Here is a 23,160-nt window from a genome sequence, read left to right on the forward strand (position 1 = left end):
TGCATGGCTTTAGCCGGTATGGATGATTGAATACCTTCGATAAATCTGGAAATACTAAAGGTAGCGCCGGGATACGGCTGCTAAATTCTTTAGAAGCGGAGTGTGAAGGGATTTGATCATTAAAAGAGGAGATGTATTTTACGCGGATTTAAGGCCGGTGGTCGGCAGCGAGCAGGGCGGCGTGAGGCCGGTCCTGATTATCCAGAATGATATAGGCAACAAGCACAGCCCTACGGTAATCTGTGCTGCAATCACATCCAAAATGAATAAAGCGAAGCTGCCCACGCACATTGAGATAGATGCCTCCTCCTACGATATTGTGCGGGATTCGGTTATTTTGCTGGAGCAGCTTCGTACAATCGACAAGAGGCGGCTGAAAGATAAAATCTGCCATCTGCGGCCGGATCTCCTGGCACAGGTGAATGAGGCGTTGAAAATCAGTCTGGAACTGCCTACATAAGCCATTCTTGACGAAAGAGCCAATCGGTGATATATTTTGATAGGCGGCCATCTGCCCGGCCGCTTATGGGATTTTATAGAAGAACAAGGAGAGAATACGTATGTCAGGACACTCAAAATTTGCCAATATTAAGCATAAAAAAGAAAAAAACGATGCCAAAAAGGGTAAAATCTTTACGATTATCGGACGTGAAATCGTAATTGCGGTTAAAGAAGGCGGACCGGACCCGGCTAACAACAGCAAGCTGAGAGACGTCATCGCGAAAGCGAAGGCCAACAATATGCCTAATGATACCATAGACCGGGGAATCAAGAAGGCAGCAGGGGATGCCAGTGCGGATAATTATGAGCGGATTACATATGAAGGCTACGGGCCCAACGGTATTGCGATCATTGTTGAAACCCTGACGGACAACAAGAACCGGACAGCCGCAGACGTGCGAAGTGCCTTCACCAAGGGACAGGGCAGCATCGGTACACCAGGCTGCGTTTCCTTCATGTTTGACAAAAAAGGCCAGATCATCATAGACAAAGAAGAATGTGAGATGGATGCGGATGATCTGATGATGATGGCGCTGGATGCCGGAGCGGAGGACTTTTCGGAGGAAGAGGACTGCTACGAAATCATTACCGATCCTGATGATTTTTCCAGAGTGAGAGAGACTCTGGAAAAAGAAGGAATTGCCATGGCTGAGGCTGATGTGACAATGATTCCCCAGACTTACGTGGCTTTGGAGGATGAGACAGCGCTGAAGAACCTTCAGAGGACGCTGGATCTTCTGGATGAAAATGACGACGTGCAATACGTATATACGAACCTGGACGAATAAGCCTCCGGCTGACGGCCGGTGCATAAAACAGCCCGGACATGCAGATACTTCTGAAAAAAGGAGTGTGATGCATTATGCCGTCAGAAGAAAAGAGAGAGAACGAGAATTTAATCGCGATTCAGAATGACATTTACCTGCTGTCGATCATTGGTGAGGTAGAGGGCCATGAAGCGCTGGCAGAGAGAGCGAAAGCCACAAAATATGAGCATATCCTTCCGAATCTGGCCAAGGCGGAGGATAACAAGAATATTAAAGGTATTCTGATACTTTTAAATACCGTAGGAGGGGATGTGGAGGCAGGCCTTGCGATTGCGGAAATGATTGCATCCATGAGCAAGCCTACAGTATCTCTGGTCATGGGAGGAGGACATTCCATCGGCGTTCCGCTGGCGGTTTCCGCCGACTACTCGTTTATTGTACCCAGCGCCACCATGGTAATCCACCCGGTGCGGCAGAACGGGATGTTCATAGGCGTAGCCCAGTCATACCGGAATATGGAAAAAACCCAGGACAGAATCACGGAATTCGTTTCCGGCCACTCCAGGATCAGTCAGAAACGCCTGGAGGAGCTGATGCTGGATACGAAGATGCTGGTTAAGGACGTCGGGACCATGCTGGATGGAAAAGAGGCTGTGAAAGAAGGCCTGATTGATGAGGTGGGCGGTATATCACGGGCGCTTCAGAAGCTGCATGAACTGATGGAAGAGCCTGCCAATAGCTGAAAAAAGAACCTTCCCATTGTATTTGGGAAGGTTTTATGTTATAATACTCGCGAAAAATAGGACATTCATACAGAACAATACAGAACAGCTGCAATGGGGAGGGGAGCCTCTGCTGTTCTGTCAATATGCAGCAGTTCAGGGAACGCCAGAGCTGTTTCGTCAATATACATAGATAAGGATAAATGACTATGTCAATACTACAAGCTGTGCTTTTAGGGGCTGTGCAGGGGGTAACGGAATTTTTTCCGGTCAGCAGTTCCGGACATCTGACACTGATCAGTAATCTTATGGGGATAGAGAGCAGTACCAGCCTAATGTTCGTGGTAATGCTTCACATTGGTACACTTCTGGCTGTAATAGCCGTTTTTTACCGTGATATCCTGCGCCTGCTATCAGAGCTGGTCAGGATGATCGGGGATCTTTTCTGCAATCTGAAACTGTGGCTGGGCGGTCACAGAAATCCGGAGAATGTACGCTATAGGAAAATAGTTTCCAGCAATTACAGAAAATTTGCGCTGATGCTTCTGGTGTCCATGATTCCTACCAGCATCATAGGCTATCTGATCTGCCCGGTATCAGAAGCGGTGACAGGTAATCTGCTGGCGTCAGGCATGGGGTTATTAATAACGGCCCTGTTGCTGCTGGTGTCTTCCTTTATGCTGGGGTCTGATAAAGGACCGAGAGAAGCGAAATACGTGGACGCCTTCCTGGTTGGAGCCTTCCAGGGCTTTTCCGGCTTTCCGGGGATTTCCAGACTGGGGATGACAGTTTCTTCCAGCTATTTAAGCGGATTTTCCCGCAAATTTGTATTGAAATATTCTTTTATATTATGTGTGCCGACGATTTTGGGAGCGATTATCCTCGAAGGGACCAGGACACATACTTCCACGGCGGCGTTAGGCGTCGGGCCGTGTCTGGCAGGCATGGCCGCATCTGCTGTTGTGGGGTTTTTTATCATCCGGCTGGCTGTAAGGCTGATCTCCAAGAAGAGAAACCGGATCTTTGCCGCCTATTGTATTATTATTGGAATTATATCCGTGGTCGGATATTTGAAATAATTCCGGAGCCAACCGGGATTTTGAAAAAGGAGAGAGAGTAATGGCGCAGGCAAACAGAAAGAAAGCTTCCGGCGGGAAGAAATCCACTGCTTCAGGAAAAAGGACATCCTCCGCAGGAAGACAGCCAAAGAAGAAGACAGCGTCAGCAACAGACGGCAGGCTGAAAATCGAAATACTTCTGTTAGTGATTCTGGCATTTTCCATCCTTTTGCTGCTCAGCAATTTCGGGCTGGGCGGAGTCGTAGGCAGGGCGTTCAGCTCCTTTTTCTTCGGAGTGTTCGGGCTGCTGGCCTATGTGTTTCCGGTTTTTCTCTTCATCGGCTGTGCGTTCCTGATCTCCAACAGGAATAACCCGTTAGCGGTCCGCAAGGCCATCGGGGCGTCCGGGCTGTTTGTATTCGCGTGCGCATTCATGCAGCTTTTGATGATCGGATATGAGAAAGAGGCAAGAATGGCAGACTTCTTTTCAGACAGCGCCTATGACAAGCTGGGCGGAGGACTGACAGGCGGCGCGCTGGTCAAGCTTCTGGGCACCGCCTTTGGGACAGTGGGCGCTTATGTGCTCATCATCATTGCGCTGATTATCTTCGCGATCATTATGACGCAGAAGCCTTTGCTTTCTGCTTTCCATGAAGAAGGCTCAAAAGCATACCGCACTGCCAGGGAACGCCATCAGGAAGCATCCCGAAAGCGGAGAGAGAGCCGTGAAAAGGAGACAGCCCCTGCAGAAGGCCGATTGAAGCAGGAGAAGAAACGCAGATCCGACGCCCGAATGGAGGAGCTGTCCAGGTCAGAGAATTTTGAACAGGTAACAATCCCTGATTTCATAATACAGAGAAACGATGAACCAGACACGGAAGCGGCTGTGCAGAGATCAGAGGAGACGATGCCTGAACCGTTTCCGGCTGACGGGCTGCTGACGGATGAACCTGTGGAGACCCGCAGGGATGAAGCCTGCCCGCCGGACTATACGGCAGTGGATGAAATGAATCCGGACGCGGGCGGCGCGAATCCGAATGAAAAGGATCAGAAAAGGAATCCCCGTTCCACCAAGGCAGAAATTGACGCGGGCATTCAGGATATAAAAAAAGAAATATCGGAGCAGCCAGTGAAGCCGAAACCAGCCTATCGTTTTCCATCCCTTTCACTTCTGAAAAAAGGGAATGGAAAGAGCAGCGGAGATTCCAATGCCCACCTGAAGGAGACGGCGATGAAGCTGCAGCAGACACTTCACAATTTTGGCGTAAACGTGACGGTAACCAATGTCAGCTGCGGGCCTACGGTCACACGGTATGAGCTGCAGCCGGAACAGGGGGTCAAGGTCAGTCGGATAGTGAACCTGTCCGACGATATTAAGCTGAATCTGGCTGCCGAGGATATCCGGATTGAAGCGCCTATTCCAGGAAAAGCCGCGGTGGGGATCGAGGTGCCCAACAAGACCAACAGCTCAGTCATGCTGAGGGAACTGTTGGAATCACAGGCATTCCAGAAGCACCGATCCAAGCTGGCCTTTGCCGTCGGGAAGGATATCGCCGGACAGCCGGTAGTTACCGATATCGCCAAGATGCCCCATCTGCTGATCGCAGGGGCTACCGGATCAGGAAAGTCTGTCTGCATCAATACTCTGATTGTCAGTATTTTGTATAAAGCTACGCCGGATGAGGTAAAACTCATCATGATTGATCCGAAGGTTGTGGAACTTTCCATATATAACGGTATCCCTCATCTCTATATACCGGTTGTCACTGATCCGAAAAAAGCTGCCGGGGCATTGAACTGGGCTGTGACTGAGATGACAGACAGGTATAATAAATTTGCAGAATTCAACGTCCGGGATCTGGCCGGCTACAATGCCAGGATTGAACAGCTGGACGGTATTGAAGAAGACAAACGTCCGGCCAAAATGCCCCAGATCGTGATCGTGGTGGACGAGCTGGCAGATCTCATGATGGTGGCTCCGGGCGAGGTGGAGGACGCCATCTGCCGTCTGGCCCAGTTGGCCAGGGCAGCCGGCATTCACCTGATCATCGCCACACAGAGGCCCTCCGTTAACGTCATCACAGGACTGATTAAAGCGAATATGCCTTCCAGGATAGCTCTTTCAGTGGCTTCGGGAGTAGATTCCCGGACGATCCTGGATATGAACGGAGCGGAAAAGCTGCTGGGAAAGGGTGACATGCTGTTTTATCCCCAGGGCTATCAGAAGCCTGCAAGAGTTCAGGGGGCCTATGTATCTGACGATGAGATTATGAAAGTGGTTGAATACCTGTCGGCACACGGAGGAGAACATACCTATGACCAGGCGGTGGAAGATAAGATTAACAACTCTTCATCCGCAGCCGCGGCGGCCGCTTCAGGAACGGATGATCTGGACGCCTATTTCGCGGATGCCGGGAAGCTGATTATTGATAAAGATAAAGCGTCTATCGGCATGCTTCAGAGGGCCTTTAAAATCGGTTTTAACAGGGCTGCGAGGATTATGGATCAGCTCTGTGACGCGGGTGTCGTGGGAGAGGAAGAAGGTACGAAGCCCCGGAAAGTGCTGATGACAATAGAACAGTTTGAGAATTATCTGGAGGAGATATAATTATGAAGAAATGTTCACAGTGCGGCGCGCCGCTGCCGGAAGGTGAGCTGTTCTGCCCGGAATGCGGACAGGAAGTTCAGTTAGTTCCCGACTACGAGACCATGGGAAGCCGCCTGCAGGAACAGCAGAGGCGACAGCAGGAGGAGGCGGAGAAGCGGAGAGAGGCCCAACGGCTGGCGTCAGAAGAAGCCATGCTCAAAAAGCGTAAGACAAGAAAGTCTATTTTAATACTCATTGTGGTGCTGGCTGCTGCCGTTGTCATCCTTTTTGCGGTCAAAGCGCTGAACGATCAGAAGAATTATAACTCCTTTGATTACCAGCTGAAAAAGGCAGAGACAGCCTACAGCAACAGCGATTATACAGGCGCTCTGGACTATGTGACGAGGGCCCTGGCTCTGGACAGCGAGAACCTGGACGCCCGGATGCTTCTGGCCCAGATTTATGATAAGAACGGCGATTCCGGCCGTGCAGCCGAAGAATTTCTCAAGATCATTGAGGACCAGCCAGATTATGACCCGGCCTACGGTCAGCTGATCAAAATATACGAAGAGATGAAAGAGCCTGGTAAGATCAAAGAGCTGCTGGACAACTGTCCGGCAGATATCAGGGAGAAATACAAAGAATATATCTGTGAGGCGCCGCAATTCAGTCTGCCGGAAGGCCGGTATGATGATCTGAAGAGCCTGGAAATCACAGCGGATTCAGGAGCAGTGATTTATTATACGACAGACGGAACCGCACCGGATACTTCCAGTAAAAAGTACTCTTCACCGGTCCGCCTGGAAGAGGGAAAGACCATTGTCAGGGCGATAGCGGTAAATTCTCTGGGAGTTGAGAGTGAGGAGACTGAAGCTGCCTATACCATCAACCTGAAGGTGCCTTCAGCTCCGAAGATCTCACCGAAAGACGGAAGCTATACATCCAGGACAACCACCAAGATTACGGTTGCAGTGCCATTTGGCTACAAAGCATATTATGCCTTCGACCAAAAGCCCACCAAAGACAGCACTCCATATACAGGACCGGTGGATATGCTGGAGGGTGAACACATATTTTATGCAATCCTGGTTAACGAGGACGGGACAGAAAGTATAGCGGCCTCAGCCACCTATATCTACACAAAGGTTGCAGCCGCGACCATCACGCCGTCGCCTACCAAGAAACCGGCTCATTCATCTGAGACGGAAAAGCCTGAGGACGTAACGACGCCCACACCGGATCCCACGCATACGCCCACACCGGACCCGACCGATACGCCGACGCCCCCGCCGACTGATACGCCGACACCTACGCCTTCTGTAAACCCGACCCCTTCGGTGACTCCTGATGATGAGGGAGTCGACGGCTCCTCTTGAGAGCAATGGTGATTTTACGATCTTTACAGCCTCAGGCGGCTGAGGCTGTTTAGAAATATTTTGAGTATAATGGGTAATATTTGTAAGGAGGAGGAACCATGTACAAAATTTTAAAAGCAGACAAACTTGCAGCCAATATCTACCGGATGGTAGTGGATGCTCCAAGAGTTGCGAAGCATTGCCAGCCGGGACAGTTTATCATTGTCAAGCTGGATGAAAAGGGAGAGAGGATTCCTTTAACGATCTGTGATTACGACCGTGAGAAGGGGACCGTTACAATTGTGTTCCAGCCAATCGGCGAGTCGACAACGGAGATGGCGCAGCTGCAGACAGGAGATGCCTTTGAGGATTTTGTGGGTCCTCTGGGACAGCCTTCCGAATTCGTCACTGAAGATCTGGAAGAGCTGAAAAAGAAAAGAATACTTTTCGTGGCCGGCGGAGTGGGAACAGCTCCCGTGTATCCCCAGGTGAAATGGCTGCATGAGCACGGCGTCACTGCCGATGCGATCATCGGAGCCAAAACAAAGGACCTGGTAATTCTGGAAAAAGAATTTGAAGAAGTCTGTAATCTGTATGTAACAACGGATGACGGCTCTTACAAGAGAAAAGGAATGGTCACTCAGACAATTAAGGATTTGGTGGAAGAGGGCAAACAGTATGACGTCTGCGTCGCCATCGGCCCAATGATCATGATGAAATTTGTATGTTTGCTGACTAAGGAACTGGGTATACACACAATTGTCAGCATGAACCCGATCATGGTAGACGGCACTGGAATGTGCGGCGCCTGCCGTCTGACTGTAGGCGGGGAAGTGAAATTCGCCTGCGTGGACGGTCCTGAATTCGACGGCCATCTGGTCGATTTCGACCAGGCCATGAAACGGCAGCAGATGTATAAGACCGAGGAGGGCCGTGCGGTCCTGAAGGCAAAAGAGGGCGATACCCACCACGGCGGCTGCGGAATATGCGGAGGTGACAAATAATGGCGGATGTATTAAAGAAGGTACCTGTGAGAGAACAGGACCCAAAGGTCAGGGCAACTAATTTTGACGAAGTATGCTATGGATATAACCAGGACGAGGCCATAGAAGAGGCTGCCCGCTGTATTCACTGCAAGAACGCGAAATGTATCGGCGGATGTCCGGTAGGAATTAACATACCGGATTTTATCGCCCAGGTAAAAGAGGGCAATATTGAGGGGGCTTATCAGATCATCAGTGAATCCAGCGCGCTTCCGGCGATCTGCGGCCGGGTATGTCCTCAGGAGAGCCAGTGTGAGGGGAAATGTATCCGCGGCATTAAGGGAGAGCCCGTTTCCATTGGAAAGCTGGAGCGGTTTGTTGCGGACTGGGCCCGTGAAAATGGAATTAAGCCCACGCCTGCAGCGCAGAAGAACGGCCATAAAGTGGCAGTTATCGGTTCAGGACCGGCGGGACTGACCTGTGCGGGAGACCTGGCCAGAATGGGCTACGACGTAACGATATTTGAAGCTCTGCATAAAGCGGGCGGCGTTCTCAGCTACGGAATTCCGGAATTCCGTCTCCCGAAAGATGCGGTGGTAGCTGCTGAAATCGAGAATGTTAAATCTCTGGGTGTCAAAATCGAGACAAATGTGATTATAGGAAAATCAGTTACGGTGGATGAACTTCTCCAGGAAGAAGGATTCGAGGCAGTATTCATCGGTTCAGGAGCAGGCCTTCCCATGTTCATGGGAATTCCCGGTGAGAATGCCAACGGTGTGTTTTCAGCCAATGAGTATTTGACCCGTAACAACCTCATGAAGGCTTTCAGGGAAGATTACCAGACGCCGATCGCTCACGGGAAGAAAGTGGCCGTCGTAGGCGGCGGGAATGTGGCGATGGACGCTGCAAGAACAGCCCTTCGCCTGGGAGCTGAGGTTTACATTATTTACCGCCGGAGTGAAGAAGAACTGCCTGCGCGTAAGGAAGAGGTACATCATGCCAAGGAAGAGGGGATTATCTTTAATCTCCTGACCAATCCCACAGAGATCCTGGTCGATGACAATGGCTGGGTAAGGGGAATCCGTTGCATCCGTATGGAATTAGGCGAGCCGGATGCTTCCGGCAGGAGGCGCCCGATTGCTATACCCGATTCGGAATTTGAGCTAGAAGTGGATACTGTCATCATGTCCCTCGGAACCTCACCGAACCCGTTAATTTCCTCCACCACCATCGGTCTGGATACGAATAAACGGAAATGTATCATCGCAGATGAGGATAACGGACAGACCTCCAAGGAAGGCGTGTTTGCCGGCGGCGACGCCGTAACAGGAGCCGCTACCGTAATACTGGCTATGGGCGCCGGAAAAGCGGCAGCTAAGGGGATTCATGAATTTATAACTAAAAAATACCAGTAAAGTGCCCTGAGAAAAAAAGGCATAAAGCAGGCAGACAGCGGTATCACACGCTGCCTGCCTGTTCTGCTGCCGGTATCAGGAGCCTGTCCCGGTATAGATTCCATTGATCGTAACTGTGAACACCGCATCTTTTCCATTCAGCTCCTCTTTGCCGTAATTCTCCGGAAACGTCACGTTCACTTCTACAGTCTCCCCCGGATGATGGCCGATGAGCTGCTCCTCAAAATCATCGATGTACCGGCCTGAGCCTATCGTCAGGTCTGTCCCCCGGCCTTTTGTATTGCCTCCTTCAAATTCAACTCCATCAACAGTTCCGACATAGTCGATGTTGACCGTATCACCGTCTGCCACTGTCAGAGATTCATCCGATGAGAAAGCGGAAGTGCCGCTATCTGTCCCTGTTCCGGAGCTGCTGGCAGAACCCGCTGTGGATGAACTGTCTGAGGTGCCGGAAGCGCCGGAAAAGAACTGCGCGGCAGCCAACACAATTGCAATGATGGCAGCAACAGGAATTGCAGCCATGAGCACTTTCTTGATTCTCCTGCGGGAAGCCTCCCTTCTTCGGGCTTCCGCCCTCCGCTGCTGAGCCAGTTTACGGTTTTCTTTTTTCATGTGGTAAATCCTCTCCTTGTCAATGTAATATGAGCCTGGTACGGCCGGCATTCCCGCTGGCCGGGATACAGGGCGTATAGGCGGAACTATAAAAATTATATAGGCAAAATGTGGCCATTCTGTGTTTTTCAGACAGCTTTTTCTGATTGTCACTTATTAAAAGATCAGCTATAATAAAACTAGAACATACTTTGTGGAACAGCGTGAGCTGTTCCCCCCGCCCCGTCAGGGGCATGAGATACCGTATATTTTGGAATATGAAAGGTAATGAGATGAAGATTACCCTGTTGACAGTAGGAAAAGTTAAAGAAAAATTTTATGTTCAGGCTATCGGCGAATTTACCAAACGCCTTTCTCGATATTGCAAGCTGGAGATTCTGGAAGTTGCCGATGAAAAGACGCCAGTCGGCGGCAGCGGGCAGGCAGAAGAACAGATCCGCCAAAAGGAAGGGGAACGGCTGTTAAAGCACATAAGGGACGACGCATATGTGATCTCTCTGGAAATAGGCGGGAAAATGCTGGATTCACTTGAGTTTTCCAGAAAAATCGAAGAGCTGGGAATACAGGGGACAAGCCACATTATCTTTCTGATCGGCGGCTCGCTGGGGTTAGGGCTTAACGTGTTAAAGAGATCGGATTTTTCCGTCAGCTTTTCAAAGATGACGTTTCCTCATCAGTTGATGAGAATTATCTTGCTGGAACAGATCTACAGAGGGTATCGTATTATGGCGGGGGAACCGTATCACAAGTAAATGCAGCAGATACGCTGACATATTTCCCGTTGTGTGTTTTTTTGGCTTCCTCCAGCTTTCTTTCAGCATCTTCTGCCGTGTCAGTGAGACTTTCGCCCAGATATTTTTCGTTGGTACTTCCGATGATTGTCCCCTTGCTGTCGAATATGATCATCTGCTCCTGATCGTACTCCATGAGGGAGGTAGTCAGGTCCTGTATATCTCCCATTTTAATATCATAGGCAAACACAGTTTTCCCATCGGGCTGAAGCTGTGACACTGTAGAAAGGATATAGTGGTTGGTGTAGCTCATATACGGAGGGATAAAGACATTTTAAACTAAAAGAGAAAATGGTGCAATAGTTTTAACAAACTGCTATAATTAACGAAAAAATCAGACACAAATAAAAAGGGGGAACATATGAGCGGAAAAGTAAAAAGAATTCTTAAAATTACAGCCATCGTGATAGGTGTGATTTTACTCCTGCTGGCCGGGGGCATCGTCTATCTGACGGTGAGAGAATACAGGCCGGAAGCTGTGGAAAAAGTAAACCCTGGATCAGGTGCCAGGACGCTGGCGGAAGGGGAAGCTTTGACAGTATTAACATTTAATACAGGATATGCGGGACTGAGCAGGAATGAGGATTTCTTTATGGACGGCGGATCAAAGGTGAAGCCAGAGAGCCGGGAGCTGGTGGAAGAAAATCTGAGGGGGATTTCAGCGATTCTGGAGCTTCACGATGCAGACGTCTGTTTTTTGCAGGAAGTCGACCGGAATTCCAGCCGTTCCTATCATATCGACGAGCAGGCATATTACGAAGAAACGCTGGGTCTTACGGGCATGTTTGGCTGTAATTATAAATGTGATTTTGTACCGTATCCGCTGCCGCCGATCGGAAAAGTCAACAGCGGCCTGGTGACTTTCACGGATTATGGTGTATCAGAGGCTTCCCGTATTTCGCTGCCGGAATCCTTCAGCTGGCCGGTGAAGACCTGTAATCTGAAGCGCTGTATGCTTGAGGCGCGGATACCTGTCGAAGGAACAGACCGGGAGCTGGTACTGATAAATTTCCATCTGGAGGCTTATGACAGCGGAGAGGGTAAGGAAGCGCAGAGCAGGATACTGGCGGAGAAGCTGAAGGAAGAGTATGACAAGGGCAATTACGTGATCGCAGGAGGTGATTTTAACCAGACCTTCGAAATGATTGACGGTTACCCGATCCACAATCAGGAGGACTGGGTGCCCGGTGTGATCGGCCAGGCGGATCTGCCAGCAGGATTTACATTCGCCGTGTCAGACAACGTGCCAACCTGCAGGCTGTTAAACGCCCCGTACAGCGGAAATTATCAGGACTCACAGGTGTACGTGCTGGATGGCTTTATTGTCTCCGACAACCTTGAGGTTTCGCGGATAGAAAACATAGATACGGATTTTCAATATACAGATCATCAGCCTGCCCTCCTGAAGGTTAAACTGAAGTGATGGCTTCCTGTGTTAGGGGAACGCATGCAGATACTGCCATTGAAAAGGCGCCTGAAAGCTGGTATGATGATAGCTGTACACGAAAAGAGCCAACAGGAGGAAAAGATTGTGACAAAAGAAGAGATTGAAGCATTTATCACGCAGTTTCCTATTTATCAATATGCTTTTGTAAAGCCGGAGGATATCGATTTTAACGAACGGGTGCGGGCAATCTGCAAGAAGGAATGCCCCAGATACGGGAATTCCTGGTCATGCCCGCCGGCGGTGGGGAAAGTGGAGAGGTGCAGGGAGCGCTGTTATGAATATGAGGACGTCCTGTTCTTTTCATCGGTGACTGAGGTAAAAGATTTTACAGATATGGAGGAAAATCTCAAGACGAAAAAAGAGCACGAGAAGATGACTAAAATCATCGAGGATTACCTGCGGGGCCAGGGGCTGCTGGTCTATACGCTATCCAGTGATTCCTGCTCTATCTGCAGTAAATGCGGTTTCCCCAAGGAGCACTGCCGGCATCCGGAGCAGATGCATCCCTGCATCGAGAGCCATGGGATCGTAGTTGCCAACCTGGTGGAGAGATGCAATATGGATTATTATATGGGAGAGCGCCTGCTGCTCTGGTATTCCATGATTTTCTTTAAAAATACATAATAATTGCCTGGGGCGGAACATAGATTAATTAATAAAGCGCTGGAGTATCCTGTGAAAAAAAAGAGGCGAAATCCCGGCGCACGCGTGTTGGAAGCGATGCAGATTCCGCCGGATCTCGCAAGGCGGGACTGCATTCTGACCCTTTGCGGCGGCAACGAAATATATATTGAGAATTACCGTCATATCCTGGAGTATCAGGAAGACGAGATCCGGGTTCTGACAAAGAACGGCAAGGTTTCCGTTCGTGGAAAGCGCCTGGCTATCATAAGCTACACCAGTGATGACATGTATATCACCGGGCAGATACAAGAGATAGCTATTCTGTAAAGAGGTGGAGGCGGCTGGATGAATCGATGGATGCGGTTTCTCAGAGGGTATGTCACCCTTTTGCTGATTGGAAAGGAGCCCGAGCGCTTTCTGAATCTCTGTTCAGCAAATGGAATTGTCATTTGGGAGCTTCTGCACCGGGACGAGGGATACCAGATGAAAATGTCTGTCGGCGATTATTTCAGGCTCCAGCCCCTCTGCAGGAAAACCCGGTCCAGAATCAGAATTTTACAAAAACGGGGGATGCCTTTCTTTTTTCAAAAGAGCCGGAAGAGAAAGGCATTTTTTCTTGGGGTCCTGCTGTTTGTGGGACTATTGTATCTGCTTTCCTGTTTCATATGGAATATTCATGTGGACGGAAATTATGCAAACAGCACTTATTCCATCCTGGAATTTCTGGAGACAAGGGGGATCCGTCACGGCATTCCCAAAAGCCGGGTTGACTGTGCGGAGATAGCGGCCGCCATACGGGAAGAGTTTTCGAATGTAACCTGGGTTTCCGCAAAGATGGAAGGCACGCGGCTGATCCTGGAACTGAAAGAAAATGTGGACGGCTACCGCGCCGACGAAAGCCCGGCAGAGGACCAGTCTCCCTGCGACCTGGTGGCCGCTGAGGACGGCGTCATAGTGTCTATTTTTACCCGGACAGGGGTTCCCCAGGTCCGGACGGGTGACAGCTGTAAAAAGGGGGATATTCTCGTCAGCGGGAAAATTCCGGTGAATGATGACAGCGGGGAGACCATCCGGAATGAATATGTCCGCAGCGACGCGGATATAATCATTGAAAGTAGCCAATATTATTATGATGAGTTCTCCCTGAAGCATACGGTGAGGACCTACGAGGAAAAGACAAGGACTGCACCCTTCCTTCAGCTGTTTAACTACCGGCTGAATCTGGGCGGCAGTATGGAGGATGGCTCCTGTGATTATCTGGTGAAGGAACATGAAGTCTATCTGACGGAAAATTTCGTGCTCCCCATCCTGTATGGTACGGTGGAGGTCCTGCCTTATTCTGAGACACAGGCCACTTATACAGAGGAGGAAGCGAGGGCGCTGGCCCAGCAGCGGCTGGAACAATTCTGCGGCCAGCTGGAAAAATCAGGGGTGGAAATATCGGAAAATAATGTTACAATAGAATTGTCCGGTTCCAAATGTATCACCAAAGGAACTCTGAGCGTGCGGAAACAGGCAGTGGACAAAACGCCCTGCACGATTGAAGAATTAATTCCGCCCGGAAAGGAAGAAAGCTGATATGGCCGCTGGCATCATAGAAGAAAAGCTGGAATTACCGGCTGAACATGAAAAAAATGTATATGGACAATTTGACGAGCATATAAAGAAGTTAGAGCGTTCTTTAAATGTTACGCTGGTTTCAAGAGACGGCACCCTCCGGATCGTCGGACCGGAAAGTAATGTGAAGTGCGCCAGGAACTGTCTTGAGCAGCTGCTGGAGCTTTCCAGGAGAGGCAATGATATCACGGAGCAGAATGTGAATTACCTGATCGCCCTGGCAATGGATTCCCGGGAGAGCTCCCTTGTGGAGCTGGACGGTGACTGTATCTGCCACACGATTGCGGGCCGCCCGGTCAAGCCGAAGACGTTGGGGCAGAAGCGTTATGTGGACGCCATACGTGAGCACATGATCGTATTCGGGGTCGGTCCGGCAGGAACGGGTAAGACCTATCTCGCCATGGCTATGGCGATCACGGCCTTCCGGAACGACGAGGTGAGCAGGATTATCCTCACCCGTCCGGCGATAGAGGCAGGAGAAAAGCTGGGTTTTCTGCCCGGCGACCTGCAGAGCAAGGTTGACCCCTACCTCCGTCCGCTGTATGATGCGCTCTATCAGATCATGGGAGCCGACAGCTTCCAGAAGAATATGGAAAAGGGACTGATAGAAGTAGCCCCACTTGCCTATATGAGAGGGAGAACCCTGGACAATGCCTATATTATCCTGGACGAGGCGCAGAACACGACACCGGCTCAGATGAAGATGTTTTTAACCAGGATCGGCTTTGGATCAAAGGTCATAGTGACCGGAGACGCCTCCCAGAAGGACTTGCCTTCCGGCGCCAAATCCGGCCTGGATGTTGCCATGCAGGTGCTGAGAAGGGTGGAAGGGATTTCCTTCTGCGAGCTGACCAGCAAGGATGTGGTCCGCCATCCTCTGGTCCAGAAAATTGTACAGGCCTACGAGGCCTTTGAGAAAAAGGCGGCGCCCGCCCAGGACAGGATACAGAAGAGGAGAAAGAGCAGGTAAGATTTCATGACAATTCAGATAGAGAATGAACAGGGGCTGAGCTTTGATTTTGATTATGAGGCGGTGGCACGCCAGGTCATTGAACAGGTGCTGGATATGGAACAATGCCCTTATGAGGCGGAGGTATCCGTAACTCTGACTGGCAGCCAGGAGATCCGGAGGCTGAACAGAGAGTTCCGGCAGATTGACAGAGAGACAGATGTCCTGTCTTTTCCGATGGCAGCCTTCCCAGCTCCCGCGGATTACCGCTTTCTGGAAGAAGAGACGGCCGATTGTTTTCATCCGGAGACAGGCGAGCTGATGCTGGGAGATATCGTGATCTCAGTGGAAAAAGCAAAAGAACAGGCGGAAGCATACGGACATGCGCTGAAACGCGAATACGCGTTTTTAATTGCCCACAGCATGCTGCATCTTCTGGGCTATGACCACATGGTTCCCCAGGAGGTTGCCGTCATGGAAGAGAAGCAGGAGGCTGCTCTGACAGCTTTAGGTATTACCCGGTAAATCCCCATGCCCGCTGAGGCGGGCATCACCACATGTATAAGCCCACGAATTGCTTCGCACTGCGTGCTCTCGCAATTCTACAGGTATTCAGAATCCGGCCTGTCGGCCTTCTTCTTCATACCTGTTGTCGTCTCTAAAGCAGAGCCGGACTGGTCTGCAAGCAGCCCATCTGTCTCTGCTTTGAGACTGGAATTATACAGCAAAATCAGGAGGAATGGATTTGAAGCATATGAGACTCGCAGCAGCAGCTCTGCTGATCACACTGATCGCATCAGGCTGCAGCACAAAAGAAGAATCCACGGCTCTGCCGTCCGCCCCTACTCAGGGAGCGGCAGCCGAAACTACTCAGCCGCCCCGGCAGACGGCCACCCCTGACGTTACAGCTGCTCCTAGTCCTACAGAAGAACCAGATACCCTCCCGGAGGGAATGGTCAGAAGTTACCTGACAGGCGAACCTGTCGCTGAAGAGATCGGACGCAGAAGGCCCGCTGCAGTGATGATCAATAACATCCAGGCGTGTCTGCCCCAGTGGGGGATCAGTCACGCGGGAGTCATCTATGAAGCGCCGGTAGAAGGCGGCATTTCCAGGATGATGGCTATTTTCGAGGACTACGACAATCTGGAACGGATCGGATCTGTCCGAAGCTGCAGGAATTATTTTATTTTTTACGCGGCGGGATTTGAAGCGATCTATGTGCACTACGGTCAATCAGCCTATGCGGTGCCATACCTTGAGCTGCCGGAGGTTAATAATATCAGCGGTCTGGCAGGCTACGGAGAACAGGTGTTTTACCGGACAGACGACAGGAATCCGCCCCATAACGCCTATACGAGCGGCGCAGGAATTGCGGAAGGAATTGATATCTGCGGTTATTCGGAAGAATATCCGGAAGATTATCAGGGATACTTCCAGTTCGCAGAAGCAGAAGAACCGGTCAGCCTGGAAAACGGGACGAACGCATCACTGGTGCTCCCGGGCGGCTATGATTACAACAGCCCCAGCTTCGTATACGATCCGGACAGCGGAAAATATCTCAGATACCAGTTCGGGGAGCCACAGATTGACGAAGAAAGCGGCGAACAGCTAGCCGTCACGAATATTCTGATACAGAATTCAGCCTGGGAATACTATGAATCAGGGGGATATCTGAATATACACACCGACGACCCCGGTACAGGAAAATATATCACCGGCGGGAAAGCTGTCGATATCACCTGGAAGAAGACGGAACCCTGGGGGCCGACGTATTACTACGACCAGGAGGGCAATGAAATCACGCTAAACGAAGGAAAAACCTGGATATGCATTGTGCTGGACACATATGCGGACCAGACCCATATCGAATGAATGAAATAATAAAAAATGCCGATACTATACAAAAAAGGAGTGAGTTCTATGAAAAGAACAGCCTGTGGTATCGGCATTATCTGCGCGGTTCTGGCAATCGCTGCCGGAGGATTCGCCCTGTCGGAGAACCAGAAGAAAAACGCTGAGAACAGTGAAATCCAGAATGAATCCAAGGTATTGACTGTCCCGGTGGACGCAAGCGAGGAAAAGGCATATTTTCTGAAGGAAGAGGACGGGCTGGTAGTAGTCTATGAAGAAGACGGCCAAACAGTCTATGAGAAAACCGGCATCGCCGTCGACAGCCTTCCGGAGGATCTCCAGGAGGAACTAAAGGCCGGAAAGCGTGTAAAAAACAACAGAGAGCTGTACAGCTTCCTGGAAAATTTCAGCAGCTAGTGAGCCTAAGGGCTATATACAGTAAGACAGCGAAATTCAAAACCGTTTGCTGATTGCAGCAACTTGTATTTGTATTGTTGAATGATAAGAGCTGTATGAAAGCCCAGATGCCAAGTGTATAGCGTACTATTTTCTTGCCATTTGCCGGTACATTCCATTACAATTTCTTGTATCTTCTTCAAGGGAAGGAGCTGTAAAATAAGTCCTTGATTAGGAATCGCCAGTTCCGGCAAATGTCGGTTCTGGCGATTCCTTCTTTATAACATCTGCTATGTAAGAAGTATTCTTAATTTTATTTGTCAATGGGCGTACTAAAATTTAATAAATTATTTCCGGATGTTAAACTTGCGAAAGATAAGAACAATATTGGCGATGTATTTTCATAAATGTCCTTGTTTTATTTGCTTGAATATAAAAATATTCTAATAAATATTATAATATTCCATAAAAATTACACTATAAGCAAAATATAAATCAGTATATTGATACTAAAAACAAATACATAATACATTCGGAATATATTGAAAAACTATGCATGGAAGTATATAATAGATAATAAAATTTGATCGGTTCTAAATGAATGCCCAGAGGCAGAAATTTATATTGAGGATGTTGTTTATTTGTGCATAGAAAATCTAGATATGTCAGAAGCTGAAAACCAAATATTAGAAGCCATCAATGAAGAAGAACAAATGCCTGCTGAGCCATACCTATTAAACGACATGCCCAGATCAATATATTATGTAATAGATATATACGATTGGGTTGGATTCAGCCATTTAGATTATGATTCATAATGCTAATTTTCGATGTTTTTGAATGGAGTGTGTCGCAGTGAAAAAATATTTTGTTTGTCTTGGCGCAATTTTACTATTATTTATTCAATGCGGATGCTCAAATAGCGACAATGAACTCCTATCCCTCACCATGGAAACATCTATTAATTGGCGCATAAGTGTTGTTCCACCACATTCTAAACTCTTATACTTGAACAGTAACCGCGGAGGATTTCATGGGGACGGTACGGAATATTTTGTCCTTCAGTATAAGGATGAGGTGGATTTTGCAGAAATGGAAATCCCGAATACATATTCAGATGAAAATGATACTTATGTGGTTACCAGAGGAGATGCGCTGAATGATGAACAATTTTCTCAAATTCAGAGTATCATTGAGAACTTAGAAGATATTCCTAGTACCTATCAAATTGATAAAGATCATATAGATAATTATATCGAAATTTGCTCAACATCTAAGTATAGGCCGGACATTTTATCTGATGATATTTTTTACATACTGCAAGATGCTGAAATAAAATGCATCTATTATCTCCAGAAATTTTTATAAGACAGGAATAATATGACAGAATAGCAGAAGCTCATGCCGCGGGCAGTAAAACCGGAAGCGTGGGCTTTTGCCATATATAGGGTTTATTGCAACCTATTGAAATTGCAATCAAAACATTTAAGCAAAAATCTCAGCCGCCTGCCGCTGGAACCCCCGTGCTGATCACAACTCCCTTATAGACAAACGTGTGGTTCTGTTGTAAAATAAGGACGATTACACGAAAGCAGGGAGATAATATGAATATCCGTGAAAAGCTAAAAGATAAATCCAGAATTGTCATAAAAATCGGTTCCTCCTCCCTGACCCACAAGGATACGGGCAGGCTGGACCTGATTAAGCTAGAAATACTTGTGAGGGAGATCAGCGATCTCCGGAACCAGGGAAAAGAAGTGGTTCTGGTATCCTCAGGGGCCGTCATGGTCGGCAGGAATACTTTGGGTCTGAAGGAACGGCCGGAAAACCTCACAGTAAAACAGGCCTGCGCGTCGGTAGGACAGGCGAAGCTGATGATGATTTATCAGAAGCTTTTTTCAGAATATAATCAAATATGCAGTCAGGTTTTAATGACGAAGAACACCATGCTGGACAATCTGAACCGAATCAATGCCAAGAATACATTTCTGGAGCTGCTGTCTCTGGGGGTGATTCCAATTGTCAACGAAAACGACACGATTGCTACCTATGAGATTGATTATTTGTCGGTATTCGGGGACAACGACACCCTTTCCGCAGTGGTGGCTTCCCTGATCGGAGCGGACCTTCTGATCCTGCTCTCAGATATCGACGGCTTATATACTGACGACCCTCATCAGAACCCGGACGCCAGGTTCATTGAGGTGGTAGAGCATCTGGATGACCATTTGATGGCGATGGGGAAGGGGAGCACCGGCAGCAATGTGGGGACCGGCGGCATGGCTACCAAGCTGTCAGCCGCGCAGGTGGCCACCAGCTCAGGTGTCGATATGGTCATTGCCAACGGCGACGATTTTCACGTCATTCATAAGATCATGCAGGGAAAGCCTTATGGAACGCTGTTCCTGGAGGATAAAAAGGATGAGTTCTATGTGCTGAACTATCTGGAACATATGGTATGAGACAGGAGGCAATATGAATATAGACAGAATTAACGAACTGGCCCGCAAATCAAAAGCAGAAGGGCTGACGGAAGAAGAGAAGGCAGAACAGGCAAAGCTCCGACAGGAGTATATCGCCGCCGTCCGCCTGAATCTGAGAACCCAGCTGGATAACATCAATATACAGGAAAAGGACGGTTCGATCACCAATCTGGGGGAAAAATATGGAGACCAAAAAAAGCATTAGAAAGCTGATATTTTCCAGGAGAAAAGAAGCTTCGGACATTGAAATCGCGGGGAAAAGCGAGCAGATTTTCCGCAAAGTCCGTGAGAGAGAGGAATACGTCAGGGCGCAGGCTGTATACGCTTATATGGATTTTAACCGCGAGGTTATGACCCGGAGGTTTATCCGCCAGGCATGGGAGGATGGAAAACAGGTGGCCGTGCCGAAGGTGGTGGGAAAGAACCTTGTCTTTTACGTACTGGAAGACTTTTCACAGCTGGAACAGGGATACTTCGGGATAGAAGAACCGGCGCGGGGAGAGAGGGCCTGCCGCGAGGATGCGCTGATGATAGTGCCGGGAGTAGCCTTTGATCCCCAGCGGCACCGGATCGGATACGGGCAGGGCTTTTATGACAGATACCTGAGCGTTCACAGAGAACATACAACCTTCGCTGTGGCCTTCGACTTTCAGGTCCTGAACCGCGTTCCGGCCGAGGCGGCAGATATCTGCCCTTCTCTGCTGATCACGGAAAGCAGGACCTATTGACTGTGCAAGATCTTGAAAAAAGGAGGGAAAAGAATGGAATTATTGGAAATCGGAAGGTGTGCCAGAGAAGCCGAACCCCAGGTGCGCGGACTTTCCACTGACGAAAAGAACAACCTGCTGCTTCAATGCGCCGCGGACCTTCAGAAGCATGCGGAAGAGATTATAGCAGCCAATGAGGAGGATATGGACAAGGGCAGGGCCAACGGCATGTCCCAGGGGCTTCTGGACCGTCTGCTGCTGACAAAAGAAAGGATTGAGGGCATGGCAGAGGGACTCTGTCAGCTGGCAGCCCTCGATGATCCGATTGGAGAGGTTCTGAGTATGAAAAAACGCCCCAACGGGCTGCTGATCGGACAGAAACGTGTACCGCTAGGCGTTGTGGGAATTATTTATGAAGCGAGGCCCAATGTGACAGCAGACGCTTTCGGCTTGTGCTTTAAGACCGGGAACGTGGTGATCCTAAAGGGCGGGAGTGATGCCCTCAGCTCTAACCGGGCCATAGTGGATTGTATCCGGGGAAGCCTGAAGCGCGCGGGACTTCCTGAAGATGCAATCCTGCTGATTACGGATACAAGCCGTGAAACCACCAACGCCTTTATGAAGATGAACCAGTACGTGGATGTGCTGATCCCCAGAGGCGGCGCTGGACTCATCCGGGCGGTGGTGAATAACAGCACGATTCCGGTCATCGAGACAGGAACCGGAAACTGTCATATATATGTGGACGAAAGTGCAGACCTGGATATGGCCGTGAATATCATCGTCAACGCGAAAACTCAGAGAGTGGGCGTCTGCAACGCCTGTGAATCACTCGTCGTACATGAAAAAGTCAGAGAAGCCCTGCTTCCCGTCCTTTCCAGGAGGCTGAAGGAGGCCGGCGTGGAGATGCGGGCTGATCAGAAATCGCTTCCTCTGGTGGAGGGAGGCACCCCCGCGGACGAAGAAGACTGGGGCAGAGAATACCTGGATTACATCATTTCTATTAAGACAGTTTCCTCTGTCGATGAGGCGATTGAGCACATCAACCGGTATAACACGAAGCATTCGGAGGCCATTATCACTTCCAGCTATGAAAATGCCCAGAAGTTTTTGGATCAGGTGGATGCCGCCGCAGTCTATGTGAACGCTTCTACGCGGTTTACCGATGGATTTGAATTCGGCTTCGGAGCAGAAATCGGCATCAGCACGCAAAAGCTTCATGCCAGAGGCCCCATGGGGCTGCTGGCTTTGACCACAACTAAATATATTATTTACGGAAACGGCCAGATCCGTCCGTAATTTTTGTCATATAGCGCTGTATTCGCACATAGAATGATACAAAAGACTTTTTTAGGAGGATTGTTCTATGATTGCTTTGAATCAGCGCTATTCTTATCAGGATATCTGCACGTCCATGCAGATCCTTTCAGAGTGCTACAATGATTTCACAATCTGCAGGATCGTTGGAACCAGTCAGGATGACCGGACGATTCCCATGATGCGGATGGGTTTCGGGAGTCAGAATCTGATCTGTACAGCAGGCATCCATGGACGGGAGTCAGTCAACCCGGTGCTGATGCTCCGTATGATCGAGGATTATGCACAAGGGTTCCGGTTCCGCCAGAGCATCGGAGGCTGTGACGTTTCAGAGCTGCTCCACAGATATTCTATCTGTTTTATTCCCATCGTCAATCCGGACGGGTATGAGATTGCCACATCAGGCTTCGACGTGATCAGCAACCCGATCTACAGGAGAATGGCAAGAGCGCGGAACATTTCCAGCGAAAACTGGAAGTACAATGCCAGGGGTGTGGACATTAACCGGAATTTCCCCTGTAAATCTTACGTTCAGCAGCAGTTATACGAATATCCGGGCAGTGAATCTGAGACGCAGATGCTGATGCGCATTTTCCGGGATTATGAGACAGTGGCATATCTCGATTTCCATTCCCGTGGAAAAATCATTTATTATTACAGAAATGCCATGCCCAATACATATAATCAGAAATGCCGCCAGTTCGCCAGAGCTCTTCAGCATGTGAGCGGCTATGCGCTGGGCCGCAGGGAGGAAGAGCTGCTCTCCAAGGTGAGCGGGGGGAATTCTGTGCATTTTTATTCAGAACTGACCGGAAATCCTGCCATCACCATTGAAACTCTGCCGCTAGATGCGCCGTTCCCCACCAGCCCTTCCTATCAGCTGGATGCATATGAAGAAATCAAGTCAATTCCTCTTTCAATGCTGGCTTCTTTATAAACCTGATTCTCAGTAATTTTGATATAGTGCCCAAATATAA

26 protein-coding genes are annotated in these 23,160 nt (G+C 49.3%); 24 read left to right on the plus strand and 2 right to left on the minus strand.

The window, feature by feature from the left end:
* The first annotated feature begins 112 nt into the window (after nt 1-112).
* The 8 genes from H9Q79_RS04385 to gltA all read left to right on the plus strand — a co-directional run bounded on the left by H9Q79_RS04385 (nt 113) and on the right by gltA (nt 9,388).
* Nucleotides 113-460, plus strand: a complete 348-nt coding sequence (locus tag H9Q79_RS04385) for a type II toxin-antitoxin system PemK/MazF family toxin (protein ID WP_118642784.1) — start codon at nt 113-115, stop codon at nt 458-460.
* A gap of 100 nt (nt 461-560) precedes the next feature.
* A complete protein-coding gene (locus H9Q79_RS04390) occupies nt 561-1,289 on the plus strand; it encodes a YebC/PmpR family DNA-binding transcriptional regulator (protein WP_118642786.1) in 729 nt (242 codons plus the stop codon).
* Nucleotides 1,290-1,363: 74 nt separating this feature from the next.
* Nucleotides 1,364-2,011, plus strand: a complete 648-nt coding sequence (locus H9Q79_RS04395; RefSeq protein ID WP_118642788.1) for a ClpP family protease — start codon at nt 1,364-1,366, stop codon at nt 2,009-2,011.
* Nucleotides 2,012-2,199: 188 nt separating this feature from the next.
* Nucleotides 2,200-3,069 (plus strand): undecaprenyl-diphosphate phosphatase, encoded by an 870-nt coding sequence (locus H9Q79_RS04400; protein WP_249329268.1) that lies wholly within the window; start codon nt 2,200-2,202, stop codon nt 3,067-3,069.
* 40 nt (nt 3,070-3,109) lie between these two features.
* Nucleotides 3,110-5,656, plus strand: coding sequence for a DNA translocase FtsK (locus tag H9Q79_RS04405; RefSeq protein WP_249329269.1), 2,547 nt, complete (start codon nt 3,110-3,112; stop codon nt 5,654-5,656).
* A gap of 2 nt (nt 5,657-5,658) precedes the next feature.
* Nucleotides 5,659-7,011: a chitobiase/beta-hexosaminidase C-terminal domain-containing protein gene (locus H9Q79_RS04410; RefSeq protein WP_249329270.1), complete on the plus strand. Its 1,353-nt coding sequence runs from the start codon at nt 5,659-5,661 to the stop codon at nt 7,009-7,011.
* 98 nt (nt 7,012-7,109) lie between these two features.
* Nucleotides 7,110-7,994: a sulfide/dihydroorotate dehydrogenase-like FAD/NAD-binding protein gene (locus tag H9Q79_RS04415; RefSeq protein WP_118642798.1), complete on the plus strand. Its 885-nt coding sequence runs from the start codon at nt 7,110-7,112 to the stop codon at nt 7,992-7,994.
* Nucleotides 7,994-9,388 carry an NADPH-dependent glutamate synthase gene (gene gltA, locus H9Q79_RS04420; protein ID WP_118642800.1) on the plus strand — a complete coding sequence of 465 codons (1,395 nt, stop codon included), beginning with the start codon at nt 7,994-7,996 and terminating at the stop codon, nt 9,386-9,388. The genes H9Q79_RS04415 and gltA overlap by 1 nt, the downstream gene beginning before the upstream one ends.
* A 75-nt stretch (nt 9,389-9,463) precedes the next feature.
* Here gltA and H9Q79_RS04425 read toward each other — a convergent pair whose 3' ends face one another.
* Complete coding sequence (locus tag H9Q79_RS04425; protein WP_249329271.1) at nt 9,464-10,000, minus strand: FKBP-type peptidyl-prolyl cis-trans isomerase; 537 nt, start codon at nt 9,998-10,000, stop codon at nt 9,464-9,466.
* A gap of 272 nt (nt 10,001-10,272) precedes the next feature.
* Between H9Q79_RS04425 and rlmH the strand changes: the two genes are divergently transcribed.
* Nucleotides 10,273-10,752: a 23S rRNA (pseudouridine(1915)-N(3))-methyltransferase RlmH gene (gene rlmH / locus H9Q79_RS04430; protein WP_249329272.1), complete on the plus strand. Its 480-nt coding sequence runs from the start codon at nt 10,273-10,275 to the stop codon at nt 10,750-10,752.
* Here rlmH and H9Q79_RS04435 read toward each other — a convergent pair.
* Complete coding sequence (locus tag H9Q79_RS04435; RefSeq protein ID WP_330596922.1) at nt 10,724-10,960, minus strand: PDC sensor domain-containing protein; 237 nt, start codon at nt 10,958-10,960, stop codon at nt 10,724-10,726. The genes rlmH and H9Q79_RS04435 overlap by 29 nt on opposite strands.
* Before the next feature lie 192 nt (nt 10,961-11,152).
* Between H9Q79_RS04435 and H9Q79_RS04440 the strand changes: the two genes are divergently transcribed.
* The 15 genes from H9Q79_RS04440 to H9Q79_RS04510 all read left to right on the plus strand — a co-directional run bounded on the left by H9Q79_RS04440 (nt 11,153) and on the right by H9Q79_RS04510 (nt 23,120).
* Nucleotides 11,153-12,214, plus strand: coding sequence for an endonuclease/exonuclease/phosphatase family protein (locus tag H9Q79_RS04440; protein WP_249329274.1), 1,062 nt, complete (start codon nt 11,153-11,155; stop codon nt 12,212-12,214).
* A 108-nt stretch (nt 12,215-12,322) separates the two neighbouring features.
* Nucleotides 12,323-12,862 carry a DUF2284 domain-containing protein gene (locus tag H9Q79_RS04445; protein WP_249329275.1) on the plus strand — a complete coding sequence of 180 codons (540 nt, stop codon included), beginning with the start codon at nt 12,323-12,325 and terminating at the stop codon, nt 12,860-12,862.
* 51 nt (nt 12,863-12,913) lie between these two features.
* Nucleotides 12,914-13,189, plus strand: a complete 276-nt coding sequence (locus H9Q79_RS04450; protein ID WP_147371404.1) for a YabP/YqfC family sporulation protein — start codon at nt 12,914-12,916, stop codon at nt 13,187-13,189.
* A gap of 18 nt (nt 13,190-13,207) precedes the next feature.
* Complete coding sequence (locus tag H9Q79_RS04455; protein ID WP_118642804.1) at nt 13,208-14,440, plus strand: sporulation protein YqfD; 1,233 nt, start codon at nt 13,208-13,210, stop codon at nt 14,438-14,440.
* Nucleotide 14,441: 1 nt separating this feature from the next.
* Complete coding sequence (locus H9Q79_RS04460) at nt 14,442-15,449, plus strand: PhoH family protein (protein ID WP_249329276.1); 1,008 nt, start codon at nt 14,442-14,444, stop codon at nt 15,447-15,449.
* Between the two features lie 6 nt (nt 15,450-15,455).
* Nucleotides 15,456-15,953, plus strand: a complete 498-nt coding sequence (gene ybeY / locus H9Q79_RS04465) for an rRNA maturation RNase YbeY (RefSeq protein WP_249329277.1) — start codon at nt 15,456-15,458, stop codon at nt 15,951-15,953.
* Nucleotides 15,954-16,167: 214 nt separating this feature from the next.
* Nucleotides 16,168-17,301: a DUF3048 domain-containing protein gene (locus tag H9Q79_RS04470; RefSeq protein ID WP_118642808.1), complete on the plus strand. Its 1,134-nt coding sequence runs from the start codon at nt 16,168-16,170 to the stop codon at nt 17,299-17,301.
* 48 nt (nt 17,302-17,349) lie between these two features.
* Nucleotides 17,350-17,697: a BofC C-terminal domain-containing protein gene (locus H9Q79_RS04475; protein WP_249329278.1), complete on the plus strand. Its 348-nt coding sequence runs from the start codon at nt 17,350-17,352 to the stop codon at nt 17,695-17,697.
* 641 nt (nt 17,698-18,338) lie between these two features.
* Nucleotides 18,339-18,494, plus strand: coding sequence for a hypothetical protein (locus H9Q79_RS04480; protein WP_249329279.1), 156 nt, complete (start codon nt 18,339-18,341; stop codon nt 18,492-18,494).
* Between the two features lie 37 nt (nt 18,495-18,531).
* On the plus strand, nt 18,532-19,044 hold the full coding sequence (locus tag H9Q79_RS04485; protein WP_147371439.1) for a hypothetical protein: 513 nt from the start codon (nt 18,532-18,534) through the stop codon (nt 19,042-19,044).
* Between the two features lie 236 nt (nt 19,045-19,280).
* A complete protein-coding gene (gene proB / locus H9Q79_RS04490; protein WP_249329280.1) occupies nt 19,281-20,138 on the plus strand; it encodes a glutamate 5-kinase in 858 nt (285 codons plus the stop codon).
* Between the two features lie 13 nt (nt 20,139-20,151).
* Nucleotides 20,152-20,364, plus strand: a complete 213-nt coding sequence (locus H9Q79_RS04495) for a DUF896 domain-containing protein (protein ID WP_118644578.1) — start codon at nt 20,152-20,154, stop codon at nt 20,362-20,364.
* Complete coding sequence (locus tag H9Q79_RS04500) at nt 20,342-20,887, plus strand: 5-formyltetrahydrofolate cyclo-ligase (RefSeq protein ID WP_118644576.1); 546 nt, start codon at nt 20,342-20,344, stop codon at nt 20,885-20,887. The genes H9Q79_RS04495 and H9Q79_RS04500 overlap by 23 nt, the downstream gene beginning before the upstream one ends.
* Before the next feature lie 33 nt (nt 20,888-20,920).
* Nucleotides 20,921-22,165, plus strand: a complete 1,245-nt coding sequence (locus tag H9Q79_RS04505) for a glutamate-5-semialdehyde dehydrogenase (RefSeq protein ID WP_118644574.1) — start codon at nt 20,921-20,923, stop codon at nt 22,163-22,165.
* Between the two features lie 67 nt (nt 22,166-22,232).
* A complete protein-coding gene (locus tag H9Q79_RS04510; protein ID WP_118644572.1) occupies nt 22,233-23,120 on the plus strand; it encodes a M14 family zinc carboxypeptidase in 888 nt (295 codons plus the stop codon).
* Nucleotides 23,121-23,160: the final 40 nt, after the last annotated feature.

It is taken from the genome of Wansuia hejianensis (assembly GCF_014337215.1).
Lineage (GTDB): Bacteria > Bacillota > Clostridia > Lachnospirales > Lachnospiraceae > Scatomonas > Scatomonas hejianensis.

Coding starts and splice junctions, on each gene's coding strand:
- H9Q79_RS04475 (WP_249329278.1), top strand. CDS start 17,350: ATGAAAAGAACAGCCTGTGGTATCGGCATTATCTGCGCGGTTCTGGCA.
- H9Q79_RS04410 (WP_249329270.1), top strand. CDS start 5,659: ATGAAGAAATGTTCACAGTGCGGCGCGCCGCTGCCGGAAGGTGAGCTG.
- H9Q79_RS04505 (WP_118644574.1), top strand. CDS start 20,921: ATGGAATTATTGGAAATCGGAAGGTGTGCCAGAGAAGCCGAACCCCAG.
- H9Q79_RS04400 (WP_249329268.1), top strand. CDS start 2,200: ATGTCAATACTACAAGCTGTGCTTTTAGGGGCTGTGCAGGGGGTAACG.
- H9Q79_RS04510 (WP_118644572.1), top strand. CDS start 22,233: ATGATTGCTTTGAATCAGCGCTATTCTTATCAGGATATCTGCACGTCC.
- H9Q79_RS04455 (WP_118642804.1), top strand. CDS start 13,208: ATGAATCGATGGATGCGGTTTCTCAGAGGGTATGTCACCCTTTTGCTG.
- proB (WP_249329280.1), top strand. CDS start 19,281: ATGAATATCCGTGAAAAGCTAAAAGATAAATCCAGAATTGTCATAAAA.
- H9Q79_RS04500 (WP_118644576.1), top strand. CDS start 20,342: ATGGAGACCAAAAAAAGCATTAGAAAGCTGATATTTTCCAGGAGAAAA.
- ybeY (WP_249329277.1), top strand. CDS start 15,456: ATGACAATTCAGATAGAGAATGAACAGGGGCTGAGCTTTGATTTTGAT.
- H9Q79_RS04480 (WP_249329279.1), top strand. CDS start 18,339: ATGTCAGAAGCTGAAAACCAAATATTAGAAGCCATCAATGAAGAAGAA.
- H9Q79_RS04440 (WP_249329274.1), top strand. CDS start 11,153: ATGAGCGGAAAAGTAAAAAGAATTCTTAAAATTACAGCCATCGTGATA.
- H9Q79_RS04495 (WP_118644578.1), top strand. CDS start 20,152: ATGAATATAGACAGAATTAACGAACTGGCCCGCAAATCAAAAGCAGAA.
- rlmH (WP_249329272.1), top strand. CDS start 10,273: ATGAAGATTACCCTGTTGACAGTAGGAAAAGTTAAAGAAAAATTTTAT.
- H9Q79_RS04470 (WP_118642808.1), top strand. CDS start 16,168: ATGGATTTGAAGCATATGAGACTCGCAGCAGCAGCTCTGCTGATCACA.
- H9Q79_RS04390 (WP_118642786.1), top strand. CDS start 561: ATGTCAGGACACTCAAAATTTGCCAATATTAAGCATAAAAAAGAAAAA.
- H9Q79_RS04425 (WP_249329271.1), bottom strand. CDS start 10,000: ATGAAAAAAGAAAACCGTAAACTGGCTCAGCAGCGGAGGGCGGAAGCC.
- H9Q79_RS04395 (WP_118642788.1), top strand. CDS start 1,364: ATGCCGTCAGAAGAAAAGAGAGAGAACGAGAATTTAATCGCGATTCAG.
- H9Q79_RS04460 (WP_249329276.1), top strand. CDS start 14,442: ATGGCCGCTGGCATCATAGAAGAAAAGCTGGAATTACCGGCTGAACAT.
- H9Q79_RS04435 (WP_330596922.1), bottom strand. CDS start 10,960: ATGGGAGATATACAGGACCTGACTACCTCCCTCATGGAGTACGATCAG.
- H9Q79_RS04415 (WP_118642798.1), top strand. CDS start 7,110: ATGTACAAAATTTTAAAAGCAGACAAACTTGCAGCCAATATCTACCGG.
- H9Q79_RS04405 (WP_249329269.1), top strand. CDS start 3,110: ATGGCGCAGGCAAACAGAAAGAAAGCTTCCGGCGGGAAGAAATCCACT.
- gltA (WP_118642800.1), top strand. CDS start 7,994: ATGGCGGATGTATTAAAGAAGGTACCTGTGAGAGAACAGGACCCAAAG.